The organism is Nioella ostreopsis (assembly GCF_004000255.1).
GTDB classification, from domain to species: Bacteria; Pseudomonadota; Alphaproteobacteria; order Rhodobacterales; family Rhodobacteraceae; genus Nioella; species Nioella ostreopsis.
In genome coordinates this window covers 132657-144752 of record NZ_RCIQ01000005.1, presented here as the reverse complement: position 1 = coordinate 144752, position 12096 = coordinate 132657, and the positions used below count along the sequence as shown (strand labels likewise).

Below are 12096 nucleotides of genomic sequence, written 5' to 3'. Positions count from 1 at the left end.
GCCACAAGGGATAGCACGCCCCCGCTCGATTCGGAAACGCCCCAAGGCGGGCGCAGGCGGCCTGTCGCCACCCGTGCACCATGCGTACACCCCCCGTACACCCCCCGTGCAGACAAAACCGCGCCATTGACGGGATTTTAGGAAAATCCTGCCAGACTGCCCGGCACATTCCCAAATCGAGGACCGGCCATGAACCTGGATGGCAAACCGCTGACAGCGAAGCAGCGGGAACATCACCACTACCTGATCGACGCGATGGCGCGCATCGACTACGACCTGCACAACCGCATCTATATCAACCGCCGCGTGCCGCATGACTGGGTGCGGATCGCGACCTCACCCAGCCCCGCGAAGAAGCGGGTGACGATCCGGGTGGATGAGGACGTGCTGAAATTCTTCCGCTCCATGGGGCCGGACTACGGCCCCCGGATGAATGACGTGCTGAAAGCCTTCATGCGGGCACGGCTGATGGGGCTGCTGCACGGGGATGAGACGGTGGACCAGTTCAAGGAACAGGAGAAGAGCGGGCCGCAAAAGCGACCGAAATGGGGCTGGACGGACCGGATGATGGAGGAAGGCGATGCGTGGCTCAAGACCCGACAGGGGGAGGAGTGAGGGGCGGCGGATGGTCATGTCCCCCGCGCGGAATCAAGGCGAAGCCGCCGCGCGATCGCCGACCCTCCCCCACGGGGAGGCGAGCGCCTTCCAGAAGGGAGAGTGAACTATCCTTCTGCACTTGCTGGTGAGTTCGGCCTCAAGCACAATGACCAAAGTAAATGCCAGTTAGGGAAGTCAAACAGATGCTCACCCCATGCCAATTTAGCGAAAGCGACGATCTACCTTCTTTTTACATTCCCGTTGCGGAAGTTCGCGTGGATGAGAAAAAATTTGGACCAACTGAGATACCAATGATTTACGATGAGGGTGGAGAACCAGTTCTTTCAATAGGAAAATTTTTCCCTCGCGACTTTCACGCCCTAAATAGCACGGTTGAGATCAGATTCAGGGGAGACGACGAGCCTTGGCCCCTTATTTTGACAAAACGAAGCATCAAATTTGAGCAAGATGAACCCGAAGTTGAAGCCCAATTCACTCGATTGCCCTTTGTCTTGGAGAGTACTCGGACTTCTCAGAGGTTTGAAGCAGTTCTTTTTAACGCCCCAAAATTTATCTCAAAACCAATTATTCTCATAGATGAGACCGGAAGTGAATTCAATATTTCTCCTTTAAAATCAAAGGAGGGCAGCCCGTGTCTGGTCACTTCAAATCTGAAGCTCGACGCAGATGATCCCTTCCGCCCTCTTTCGACCATTATTGATTTCCTAACCTTCGTAAAGGGTAGTCATTGTGGAATAGGGAACTTGTTTGCGTTTGACGAAAGCGACTCCGTTGCATTTAAATTGTTAGGATTTTCCCGCATCGATCGAGGAGATCGTGAAACCAACTGGTTCGATATAGAAATTCAACACCTGCTTCCGGAGATATTTCTTCTGTTTTCGAAAGCAAGTGCCGATAAGATGACAAAACGGGCTCTGCGGCAAACAATCAGTTTCTACCGCGCATCCAATGTCTCTCGTAGCCACTCTTTGGAAATGTCGATCATCGGAGCACATGGTGCGCTGGAAGCCATGGTTAATTTCGTGCTCTCTTTCCGTGCTGGTTGGTCAAAAAGATTACTGGATGATCGATCAATTCCGTTCTCTGAAAAATCCCGTGCTGCCTGTAGTTACTTCGGAATGCGTTCAGAAGTCCTCGAACATAGCCCGGAGCTGTTCAAGCTTTCGAAGGCAAGAAACAGCATTGATGTCTTTGAAATTATTTCTTTTTTTCGGAACAAACTGGTTCATCAAGATGAAAAATTTGAACCTAGTGGATTGCAACTTCATGAGGCTTGGCTCATTTCTCAGTGGCTGGTTGAAGTTCTGGTTTTTGGTGTGATTGGCTATCGTGGAAAAGTCATAGATAGAAGGATCTATGGGGGCTGGCGCGGAACAACATGCGAGATTCCTCTAGAGCGCACCTGATGGCGCGCTGTTTGGACCGGACTGAGTCAAAGATACTTGGTTAGATGACGAAAAGGTCCTGAGATGCGAGTGTAGTTAGCTAACGGTACATATTGGCTTGCATCACAGCGGCTTCACCTTTCAAAAACACCGGCCAACTCGCGCTGGCCGGTGCTCCAAATTCCCAGCAATAACCGCCCTCAGTAGCGGCAGTGTTCCGGCTTGAACGGGTCGTCCTGAGAGGCGTGGATACGCCCGAGCAGTTCAGGGATCAGGCGGAAAGAGGGCCTCTGCATGCGTGGCTTTGGTGCGGGTGGTGCGCGGGTCGGTTTGATCTGCCGGGGCCTCCTTGTACGCGTCCCTCGCGTGATCGAAATTCCATGAATCCCGGGGCGTCCGGATATAGGCTCTCTGACAGATTTGGTTTAGAAACTCCGGCGAGAACATTACCGGAAAGCCTGATATTCAGGAGAGCCAATGTGCCGATTGTGAAAGCGAAGAACCCGGTTGACGCCTATCGTGCATGGGCGTCGGCCTCTGACGTCAGTGAGTTGAGCGGCCGCGCCCATCGGAGCTACCTGACGGAGTTCGTTTCGGAACGTATCCTCTCGGCGGTGAAGCTGCGTGACGATGCTTCGCTTCTGGATGTCGGGTGCGGTGACGGGACATTGCTGATCATGGCGCGCCGATCCGGTGCCCGTGGTCGTCTGGCCGGTGTGTTGCCTTCGTCTGAAGAGGTCGACCGGGTGCGGCACCGTCTGGACAGCGAACATCCGGGCAGTTCGATCGCGGTGTCGCAAGGTTTTGCCGACGCGCTTCCCGTTCCGGATGGCTCGGTCGACTGCGTTGTCTGCAACGGGGTCCTGCACATCGTGGGGTCGGAAGAGGAAAGCGTGGGCAGGGCCATCGCGGAGATTGCCCGTGTGACCGTCGCGGGTGGGACGATCTATATCGGCGAGGTGCCGGACCGCGACGAATTCGCTGGAGAGGATTATGGCTCCTCCCTCCTGGATTACCTGCGCGGCGTGTATCGTCACCAGGGCTTTGGACATCTTTTGAAAGCCCTGCGCAGACTGCTGGCATCCGTCCTTGGGTCGAGACCGTTCGTTTATGGAGTGTATTCGTGCTATTTCAGCCCCCCGGAGACATTCACAAGGCTCCTGGAACGGCACGGCATTCAGGTTGATAGCCACGCAAGGCATCAAGTCCTGAAACGAAAGGGCCGCGTCGTCGATAGCCCCAGCCGGTGGAACTACCTGTGCCGGAAGGTCTGAGCGTGGTTGGGCGGTTCGCTGGGCAGGGCTGCCCACCCTGCGCGTTTGTGAAAGGCAACGCCATTGACCCCGCGCGGGATCAAGGCGAAGCCGCCACGCGATCGCGTTCGGCAGGCTTACGCCGCGCCATTGGCGCGACGGTCCTGCCTCACCGCCCCCGGGGAGGCGATTGTGCTGCTTTCTGAGTTCTGACTGTTGTGGTGAATGGAACTGCCGCCCATTGTTTTATCGGGGGCATCTCAGGCCTGTTGACTCTAGCTAGTGTTCCACGACAGGATTCTAGCTTAGGGAGCTGAATATTGAACTGCTAGATTTTTCTGAACGAAATGGAAATCTAGTCACTGCGGGGGACGTGATGGCTGTAGACTATGATATTGTTTCGATTGTTGTTTACGACGCTAATATTGGCGGTGCACAAGGAAGTGCTAATGATGTTAGTGCTCAAATAGGATCGCCTGGCACGGACGATGGTTTTTGGAACTCAGGAGATGAATACTTCAGCGGGCTTGGACTCGCGTACCAAGGATACTACGAGTCGAATGGTCACACGTTTTTAGTGTTCACCGACACGATTGCAGGGCGGTTCACTCGAGTTGTTTCGCCGACTGCTTCCAGCACAGATCCTGGTTACCCTTCAAATAGTTCTAGCATTCCTTCTCTCACAACTGATCCCTTGCCTCTGTGCTTTATCGAAGGGACACAGATCGCTGTTTCCAACGGAGTCGTATCTGTTGAGAACCTCTCTATCGGGGATCGAGTCGTTACGCTTGATGGAAGAGAAGCAAATGTGAAATGGATTGGCCGCCAGACAATCTCCACCCGTTTCGGCCCTGCCGAACGGCTGATGCCGGTGCGCTTCGCTGCTGGATCTCTGGGCGAGGGCCTTCCGCACTCTGACCTGACCGTGACGGCGGATCACGGGATGCTGGTGGATGGGGTCATCTGCCATGCGGGGGCGTTGGTGAACGGGACGACGATCACCCGTGTTCCGCTTGCTGAGATGGGCGAGACCTACACGGTCTACCACATCGAAACCGAGGAACATGAGATCATCCTCGCCAATGGGGCACGTGCCGAGACGTTCATCGACAATGTCTCCCGCCGCGTGTTCGACAACTTCGCCGAGTTCGAGGCGCTCTACGGCGACGTGCCCGAGATGGAGGAGCTTCCCTACCCCCGCGCCATGAGCGCAAGGCAGGTACCGGAGCGGATCAGGGCGAAGCTGGCCGGGAAGGCAGTGGCCTGAGGGGTGCGGTGGGCAGGACTGCCCACCCTACGCCAAGGCCCAATCAAGAAAACACCGGCCAACTCGCGCTGGCCGGTGCTCCAAAATCCCTGCGATAGCCGCCCTCAGTAGCGGTAATGTTCCGGCTTGAACGGGCCGTCCTGCGACACGCCGATATAGTCGGCCTGCTCTTTCGCCAGCACGGTCAGCTTGGCGCCGACCTTGGCCAGGTGCAGGCGGGCGACTTTCTCGTCCAGCTGCTTGGGCAGCACGTAGACCTTGTTTTCGTACTGATCGCCGCGTGTCCAGAGCTCGATCTGCGCCAGCGTCTGGTTGGTGAAGCTGGCCGACATCACGAAGGAGGGGTGGCCGGTGGCATTGCCGAGGTTCAGCAGGCGGCCTTCGGACAGCAGGATCAGGCGGCTGCCCGAGGGCATCTCGATCATATCCACCTGGTCCTTGATGTTGGTCCATTTGTGGTTCTTGAGCGCCGCGACCTGAATTTCGTTGTCGAAATGGCCGATATTGCCGACGATGGCCATGTCCTTCATCTCGCGCATATGCTCGATGCGGATCACGTCCTTGTTGCCGGTGGTGGTGATGAAGATATCCGCCGTGGCGACCTCATCTTCCAGCGTGGTGACTTCGAACCCGTCCATGGCGGCCTGAAGCGCGCAGATCGGGTCCACTTCGGTGACCTTCACGCGGGCACCGGCGCCGCGCAGGGAGGCGGCGGAGCCTTTGCCCACGTCGCCATAGCCACAGACAAGCGCGACCTTGCCGGCCATCATGGTGTCGGTGGCGCGGCGGATGCCGTCGACCAGCGATTCCTTGCAGCCGTATTTGTTGTCGAACTTGGACTTGGTGACGCTGTCGTTCACGTTGATGGCGGGGAAGGGCAGGTGGCCTTTTTCCATCATCTGGTAGAGGCGGTGGACGCCGGTGGTGGTTTCCTCGGTCACGCCCTGGATCATGTGGCGCTGACGCACGAACCAGCCGGGGGTCTCGGCGATGCGCTTCTTGATCTGGGCGAAGAGGGCAACCTCTTCCTCACTGGTCGGGACTTCGATGAGGTCGGTTTCGCCTTCCTCGACGCGGGCGCCCATCAGGATGTAGAGCGTGGCGTCGCCGCCATCGTCGAGGATCATGTTGCAGCCGCCCTCTTCGAACATGAAGATGCGGTCGGCGTAGTCCCAGTATTCCTCCAGCGTTTCGCCCTTGATGGCGAAGACCGGGATGCCCGCGGCGGCGATGGCGGCGGCGGCGTGGTCTTGGGTGGAGAAGATGTTGCAGGAGGCCCAGCGGACCTCTGCGCCCAGATGCACGAGGGTTTCGATCAGCACAGCGGTCTGGATCGTCATGTGGAGGCTGCCCGCGATGCGCGCGCCTTTCAGCGGTTTGCTTTCGCCATATTCCTCGCGCAGGGCCATCAGGCCGGGCATCTCGGTTTCGGCGATGTCGAGTTCCTTGCGGCCAAATTCGGCCAGTGCGATATCCTTGACAATGTAGTCGGTCATTTCGGGGCTCCTGAAAGGGCGTCAAACGGGTTTGGCGCGACATAGCAGGAGGGGTCGAGCGGGGCAATGGGCGTGGATTGCCGCGAATGGAAAACGGGGCCGCAAGCGGTGCGGCCCCGTTCTGAACGTGATGAAAAGAGCAAGCGGTTACTTGCTGCCACCCTTGGGGGCCACGCCGCTTTGAGTCGAGCCGGAGGCGCTGCCGCCCTTGTCGGACATGCTGCCCTGCTGGGCCGCGGGGCCCTTGGCGCTTTGATCCTTGCGGGCGGGGGCGTTCTCGGGGGTGTCTTCTTTGCTCATAATCGATCCTCCAAATGGGTTAATACGAAAGACTAGGCGCGGGAGGTGCCGATTCCCAAGGAAAAACTTTCGACGCTCTGCGGGTGCCGGAAGAAAAAGCCGTTGCCGAGCAGCTCGGGGCGTTGAAAAACCCCGGTCGAGTTGGTCTGTAGGGGAGGCAGCCACGGGCAAGCAGGGATTGCGGGGACCATGACCAGACAGACGACAAGAGCATGGCAGCGGATGCTGTCGGGGCGCAGGCTGGACCTGCTGGACCCGACGCCGGTGGATATCGAGATCGAGGATATCGCCCATGGGCTGGCCTTTGTCGCGCGCTGGAACGGGCAGACGCGCGGGGATTACGCCTATTCGGTTGCGGAACATTCGCTGCTGGTGGAGCAGATCTTTGCCCGGATCGACCCCAAGGCCCCGGTGAAGTGGCGGTTGGCGGCGCTGCTGCATGACGCGCCGGAATATGTGATCGGGGACATGATCAGCCCGGTCAAGGCGGCGGTGGGGCCGGGATACGGGGCGCTGGACGACCGTCTGGCGGCGGCGATCCATCTGCGGTTCGGGCTGCCTGCGGCGATCCCCAAGACGGTGAAGGCGCGGATCAAGCGGGCCGACAAGGTGTCCGCCTGGCTGGAGGCGACGCAGCTGGCCGGGTTTTCGGAGGCCGAGGCGGATCGGTTCTTTGGCCGTCCGACGCCAGCGCTGATCGAGGGGCTGCACCTGCATCTGCGCCCCCCGGCAGAGGTGCGGGCGGATTTCACTAATCGGCATCATGCGTTGTTGGAGCAGCTATGATTGTCAGACAGGCGACCCCGCAGGATGCGCAAGGCATTGTGTCCATCTTGCAGGCCATCGTGGACAAGGGCGGGACAACGGCCTTTCAGGGCGAGGTTCCGGCGGATTTTCTGGCCTCCGTTCTGGACGGATCCACGCCGCGTGGCATCTGCCATGTGGCGGAGCAGGATGGGGCTCTTCTGGGGTTTCAGTATATCTTTCCGCTGAAGGATGGGCCTGAGGACCGCGCCACGATTGCGACCTTCGCCAGGCTGGGCAGCACGCAGCGGGGCATTGGTGGGGCCTTGTTCGGGGCGACGAGAGAGGCGGCGATCCGCTTCGGGTATCGCGGTATCGACGCGACGATCCGGGCGGATAACACCGGCGGCCTGCGGTACTATGGGCGAATGGGGTTCGTCGATCATCACGTGACGCCGGGCGTTCCGCTGAGCGATGGCACGCCGGTGGATCGGGTGACAAAACTGCTGGATCTGCGCGGCGCGGCGTGATCCGGGCGATGGGATGCCACCGCCCGAGATTTGGCTTTAGAACTGTAACTCACGCTTACTCAAGTCCGGTTTGGCGAAGGGCACGACGCATCCGCGCCCGTTCGGCATCCGCGCGGTGGCGGCGGGTGCGGTAGTCTTCATGTTGGGCGCGCCAGTGGTCTGGTGCATCCCATGTATCAAGGCGTGTTGCGGTTTTGAAAGTGCGGGAGAGGAGAGAGATCATCGGGAAAGCTCCTGTTTTCTGATGGTCCAGACATAGCGGGCTTGCGACGCGGGATCGAATCAGCAATATCTTTCATATGTAAGTGGAGCTTACAGATATGGATTGGCGCGATATCCCCTCCCTCGCGGCGCTGAGGGCCTTTGAAGCTGCCGCTCGGCTGAACAGCTTCTCCGCCGCCGCGCGAGAGCTGAACGTGACCCATGCCGCGATTGCGCAGCATGTGCGGGCGCTCGAGGATCAGTTCGGGCAGGCGCTGATGGAGCGGGTAGGCCGCAAGATGGCGACCACGGCGGCGGGCCGCAGGCTGGCGCAGGATCTGGGCGAGGGGTTCGGGATCATCGCGGCGGGGGTCAGGACGCTGTCACAGGCGCGGGCGGACCGGCCGATAGCGATCTCGGCCACGCAGAACTTTGCCGAAAACTGGCTGGCCCCGCGTCTGGCCGGGTTCTGGAAGGCGCATCCCGATTTGCCGGTGACCATCGCGCCCGACAATGCGGTGGTGGACCTGCGCCGTGACGGGTTCGATCTGGCGATCCGCTATGGGCAGGGCAGATGGCCGGGGCTGGAGGCGCGGCTCTTGACCCGCGCGCACCGGATCGTGGTGGCGCACCCGGATGTGGCGGCGCGGCTGCCGGTGGACTATTCCGCCACCTCGCCGAAGGCGATCCACGCGCTGACGGACTTCGCCTGGTTGCCGGAGCCCACGGATATGGAGATGTTCACCTGGCTGCGGGCGCTGGGCGCGGAGCCTGAGACGATGCAGATCACCCGGCTGGAGGCCAACGGGCTGGTTCTGGCCGCTGTTCGGTCAGGGGCGGGGATCACCCGTCAGCCGCTGGCGGTGGTGCAGCGCGATCTGGATGACGGGCGGCTGGTGGCGCTGCTGGAGGAACCGGAATCGGAGATCGCCTATTACAGCGTTCACAACCCGGCCACGATCAGCCCGCAGGCGCGGGTGTTCCTGACATGGCTGCATAGGGCATCTTAGCGGAAGAAGCAGGTTCTGCCGGACCAGATGGTTGTGATCTCTGGCCCCGTTTCCTCGACCAGTGCCCAGACCCCGTCGATCTCGAATTCGCGCCCGAGGGTGGTGGTGGCCATTGTGACCGGCGGTGGGGTGTTGCCCACGCTCAACCCGCCTGCCGCCGTCAGGCCCGGTTCAGTCAGCACCCAACCCCGGAAATCGCCCTCGACGAAGTTCAGCGTCAGCCCGGCGCGCCAATAGGCAGCGGTCACGTCGCCACAATCGGGGCTGGTGGTGATATCGGTCGGATCCGAGCCCAGAAGGCGCGAGACGGTCTCGATCACGCCCTCCTGTGCGCGGCCAAAGTCGATGCGTAGATCGCTGCCGACGGGCTGCAGACCCTCGGAATCGGCGGTGACACGATCGAAACTGGTCGGCACGGTCGGCATCTCGACCATGGGCGTGCAGGCCGTCAGACCAAGCGCGATAAGAAGAGCAGCGGCGCGCATAGGACTAACGCGGGCTGCGCTTGGCGAGGATGCGTTGCAGCGTGCGCCGGTGCATGTTCAGCCGCCGGGCGGTTTCGCTGACATTGCGGTCACACAGCTCATAGACGCGCTGGATGTGTTCCCACCGGACGCGATCGGCGCTCATCGGGTTTTCCGGCGGCGGCGGCATGTCGTCTTCTTCGGCCAAGAGGGCGGCGGTGATGTCATTGGCGTCGGCGGGTTTCGACAGGTAGTCGGTGGCCCCGATCTTGACGGCAGCGACGGCGGTGGCAATCGCACCATAGCCGGTCAGCACGACGATCCGGGCGTCGGGGCGCTTTTCGCGCAGGAGTTCCACGACGTCGAGCCCGTTGCCATCCTCCAGCCGCAGATCGACCACGGCATAGGCGGGGGGGCGGGCGGTTGCGATGGCCTTGCCGCCCGCGACCGAATCGGCGGCCTCGACCTCGAAGCCGCGCTTTTCCATGGCCCGTTGCAGGCGCCGCAGGAACGGTTCGTCATCATCGACGAGCAGCAGGGATTTATCCGGTCCGATATCGCGCAACGAGCGTTCCGTGGCCATTCAAGCAGTCCTCTTCGCAAGTTTCTTTCATATATGAGGAAAGCTGCGCAATGGTCAAACAGATCAGGGTCAGGACGCCGCGTCCATGAAACAGGAAATGCGGGTGGCCATCTCCTCGGGCGTGTCGTCGCGGCGGAAGAACTCCACGAATCCATGCTCGGGGAAGACCAGATAGGTGAAGGTCGAGTGATCGACGAGGTAGAACCCGTCCTCGCCCGCTTCCTGGATGTTGAAATAGGTCCGGTAGGCCTCGGATGCGGCGGTGGTCTGGGCGACGCTGCCAGTCAGGCCAATCATGCGCGGATGCATGTTGTCGGTGAAATCGGCGAGGATCTCGGGCGTGTCGCGTTCCGGGTCGATCGAGATGAAGACCGGCGTCACCATGCGGCCCTCTTCCTCCAGGATTTCCACCGCGATGGCGTTGCGCGCGTTGTCCAGCGGGCAGACATCGGGGCAGAAGGTGTAGCCGAAATAGATCAGGGTCGGGCCGGTGATGATATCGGCATCGGTCACGGTGTCGCCGGTTTCCGACACCAGTTCGAACGGGCCGCCGATATCGCCAGGGCCGCCCGCCACGCGCGTGGCGCGGCATTGGGCGAAGATATCCTCGTCCTGATTGGCGCGGCCCCAGAGGATCGACAGGCCAATGCCGCCCAGAAGGGCGGCGGTCAGGGCAAGAGCGCTGGCGGCATAGATGCGGTTCATGGCAAGGTCCTCGAATGCTGTGCAGCGTTGATCGTTGAAAACGACCTGTCTATCAATTCACGTCTGCGCAACTGTGACAGAACGCCCCCGCCGGAACAGGACGCCCCGAATGGCCCAGACGACCGACCCGACCCGCAGCTTGTTGACGCGCGATCTGCGCAGTGGCTGGGTGCGGCTGCGGACGTTGCTGGTGCTGCGCTGGCTGGCGGTGCTGGGCCAGACCGCGACGGTTGTGGTGGCCAGCCTGTTTCTGGGCCTCAGGGTGGAACTTGGCCTGTGCTTTCTGGCCATCGGCACCTCCGTCCTGTCCAACATGATTGCGATGACGGTGTTTCCGCCGAACCAGCGGCTGGCGGATTGGGACGCGATGCTGACGCTGCTGTTTGACCTGACGCAGCTGTCTTTCCTGCTGTTTCTGACTGGGGGGCTGAACAATCCCTTTGCCTTGCTGATCCTTGCGCCGGTGACGATCTCGGCCACGGCCTTGACCATGCGGTCGACGGTGATTCTGGGGCTGGCGGCCATCGTGCTGATCACGCTGGTGGCGTTCTATCATGTGCCACTGACGACGCGTGCGGGCGAGGTGATCGAACTGCCCGCCTTGTTTTTGGCCGGGTTCTGGGCGGCCATCGTCATCGGTATTGTCTTCCTGTCGGGCTATGCCCGCCGCGTCACATTGGAGATCCACTCCATGAGCCAGGCGCTGCTGGCCACACAGGAAGCGCTGGCGCGCGAACAGAAACTGACCGATCTGGGGGGCGTGGTCGCTGCCGCTGCGCATGAGCTGGGCACGCCGCTGGCCACGATCAAGCTGGTGTCCACCGAACTGGCGGAGGAGCTGGAGGGCAACCCCGACCTGGCCGAGGATGCCCGGCTGATCCGCGAACAGGCAGATCGCTGCCGCGATATCCTGCGCGACATGGGACGCGCCGGGAAGGATGACCTGCACATGCATTCTGCCCCGTTCGGGGCCGTGGTGCGCGAAGCGGCAGAGCCGCATGTGGACCGGGGCGTCAGGGTGCATTTCGAGTTCGCGCCGATGCCCGGCGCAGGTGAGGCGCAACCGGTGATCTATCGCCGTCCCGAGATCATCCATGGCATCCGCAATCTTGTGCAGAACGCGGTGGATTTCGCCAATGACGATGTCTGGGTCGATGGGCTGTGGGACGGGCAGAACATCCACCTGCGGCTGACCGATGATGGTGCCGGTTTCCCCCCGGATCTGATCGGGCGGCTGGGTGATCCGTTTCTGAGGCGGCGCAAATCGCCGCGCGATGAGGAAAAGCGGCCGGGATATGAGGGCATGGGTCTGGGGCTGTTCATCGCCAAGACGCTGCTGGAACGGTCCGGCGCACGCGTCGGGTTCCGCAACGCGACCGATCCGTTCCTGCTGGCCGAGGAAAGCGGCGAGAGGCGTGGCGCGATGGTCGAAGTGACCTGGCCTGCGGGTGCGATCCAACTGGCGGAGGGCGTGGCCCACGCGCCGCTGGGCGAGAACCGTCTCATTCAAACTTAACCCCGTCTTAACCATTCATCAGTT

Annotated in this window: 13 protein-coding genes; 8 read left to right on the top strand and 5 right to left on the bottom strand. The window is 60.9% G+C overall.

All coding sequences use genetic code 11. The features are described from left to right. The first annotated feature begins 189 nt into the window (after nt 1–189). The 4 genes from EP237_RS07460 (at nt 190) to EP237_RS23475 (ending at nt 4523) form a co-directional block, all read left to right on the top strand. Entirely contained in the window at nt 190–615 is a 426-nt protein-coding gene (locus EP237_RS07460) for a BrnA antitoxin family protein (RefSeq protein WP_127559694.1), read from the top strand. A 161-nt stretch (nt 616–776) separates the two neighbouring features. Continuing rightward, a complete protein-coding gene (locus EP237_RS07455) occupies nt 777–2024 on the top strand; it encodes a hypothetical protein (protein WP_127559692.1) in 1248 nt (415 codons plus the stop codon). Nucleotides 2025–2482: 458 nt separating this feature from the next. Continuing rightward, entirely contained in the window at nt 2483–3277 is a 795-nt protein-coding gene (locus EP237_RS07450; protein WP_164744651.1) for a class I SAM-dependent methyltransferase, read from the top strand. Nucleotides 3278–3632: 355 nt separating this feature from the next. Continuing rightward, nucleotides 3633–4523 (top strand): Hint domain-containing protein, encoded by an 891-nt coding sequence (locus EP237_RS23475; protein ID WP_127559688.1) that lies wholly within the window; start codon nt 3633–3635, stop codon nt 4521–4523. A 104-nt stretch (nt 4524–4627) separates the two neighbouring features. Here the strand turns inward: EP237_RS23475 and ahcY are convergent, their stop codons facing one another. Beyond that, a complete protein-coding gene (ahcY, locus tag EP237_RS07440) occupies nt 4628–6019 on the bottom strand; it encodes an adenosylhomocysteinase (RefSeq protein WP_127559686.1) in 1392 nt (463 codons plus the stop codon). A gap of 147 nt (nt 6020–6166) precedes the next feature. Continuing rightward, entirely contained in the window at nt 6167–6319 is a 153-nt protein-coding gene (locus EP237_RS23080; RefSeq protein ID WP_164744649.1) for a hypothetical protein, read from the bottom strand. Between the two features lie 189 nt (nt 6320–6508). Here EP237_RS23080 and EP237_RS07435 point away from each other — a divergent pair, with 189 nt between their 5' ends. From EP237_RS07435 to EP237_RS07425, 3 genes are all read left to right on the top strand, one after another. Then, on the top strand, nt 6509–7105 hold the full coding sequence (locus EP237_RS07435) for an HD domain-containing protein (RefSeq protein WP_127559684.1): 597 nt from the start codon (nt 6509–6511) through the stop codon (nt 7103–7105). After that, complete coding sequence (locus EP237_RS07430) at nt 7102–7593, top strand: GNAT family N-acetyltransferase (RefSeq protein ID WP_127559682.1); 492 nt, start codon at nt 7102–7104, stop codon at nt 7591–7593. The genes EP237_RS07435 and EP237_RS07430 overlap by 4 nt, the downstream gene beginning before the upstream one ends. A 305-nt stretch (nt 7594–7898) precedes the next feature. Further along, entirely contained in the window at nt 7899–8804 is a 906-nt protein-coding gene (locus tag EP237_RS07425) for a LysR family transcriptional regulator (protein ID WP_127559680.1), read from the top strand. On the opposite strand, the gene EP237_RS07420 is transcribed toward EP237_RS07425, so the two are convergent. The 3 genes from EP237_RS07420 to EP237_RS07410 all read right to left on the bottom strand — a co-directional run bounded on the left by EP237_RS07420 (nt 8801) and on the right by EP237_RS07410 (nt 10556). Next, nucleotides 8801–9289: a hypothetical protein gene (locus tag EP237_RS07420; protein WP_127559678.1), complete on the bottom strand. Its 489-nt coding sequence runs from the start codon at nt 9287–9289 to the stop codon at nt 8801–8803. The two genes, EP237_RS07425 and EP237_RS07420, sit on opposite strands and share 4 nt — an antisense overlap. 4 nt (nt 9290–9293) lie before the next feature. Beyond that, the gene (locus tag EP237_RS07415) at nt 9294–9851 is read right to left on the bottom strand and encodes an ActR/PrrA/RegA family redox response regulator transcription factor (RefSeq protein ID WP_071689451.1); all 558 of its coding nucleotides are present in this window, start codon (nt 9849–9851) and stop codon (nt 9294–9296) included. 69 nt (nt 9852–9920) lie between these two features. Continuing rightward, nucleotides 9921–10556, bottom strand: a complete 636-nt coding sequence (locus tag EP237_RS07410; protein ID WP_127559676.1) for an SCO family protein — start codon at nt 10554–10556, stop codon at nt 9921–9923. Between the two features lie 109 nt (nt 10557–10665). Between EP237_RS07410 and regB the strand changes: the two genes are divergently transcribed. Continuing rightward, nucleotides 10666–12072, top strand: a complete 1407-nt coding sequence (gene regB, locus EP237_RS07405; RefSeq protein ID WP_127559674.1) for a sensor histidine kinase RegB — start codon at nt 10666–10668, stop codon at nt 12070–12072. Nucleotides 12073–12096 lie beyond the last annotated feature (24 nt).

Coding starts and splice junctions, on each gene's coding strand:
- EP237_RS07460 (WP_127559694.1), top strand. CDS start 190: ATGAACCTGGATGGCAAACCGCTGACAGCGAAGCAGCGGGAACATCAC.
- EP237_RS07455 (WP_127559692.1), top strand. CDS start 777: ATGCCAGTTAGGGAAGTCAAACAGATGCTCACCCCATGCCAATTTAGC.
- EP237_RS23475 (WP_127559688.1), top strand. CDS start 3,633: ATGGCTGTAGACTATGATATTGTTTCGATTGTTGTTTACGACGCTAAT.
- ahcY (WP_127559686.1), bottom strand. CDS start 6,019: ATGACCGACTACATTGTCAAGGATATCGCACTGGCCGAATTTGGCCGC.
- EP237_RS23080 (WP_164744649.1), bottom strand. CDS start 6,319: ATGAGCAAAGAAGACACCCCCGAGAACGCCCCCGCCCGCAAGGATCAA.
- EP237_RS07435 (WP_127559684.1), top strand. CDS start 6,509: ATGACCAGACAGACGACAAGAGCATGGCAGCGGATGCTGTCGGGGCGC.
- EP237_RS07430 (WP_127559682.1), top strand. CDS start 7,102: ATGATTGTCAGACAGGCGACCCCGCAGGATGCGCAAGGCATTGTGTCC.
- EP237_RS07420 (WP_127559678.1), bottom strand. CDS start 9,289: ATGCGCGCCGCTGCTCTTCTTATCGCGCTTGGTCTGACGGCCTGCACG.
- EP237_RS07415 (WP_071689451.1), bottom strand. CDS start 9,851: ATGGCCACGGAACGCTCGTTGCGCGATATCGGACCGGATAAATCCCTG.
- EP237_RS07410 (WP_127559676.1), bottom strand. CDS start 10,556: ATGAACCGCATCTATGCCGCCAGCGCTCTTGCCCTGACCGCCGCCCTT.
- regB (WP_127559674.1), top strand. CDS start 10,666: ATGGCCCAGACGACCGACCCGACCCGCAGCTTGTTGACGCGCGATCTG.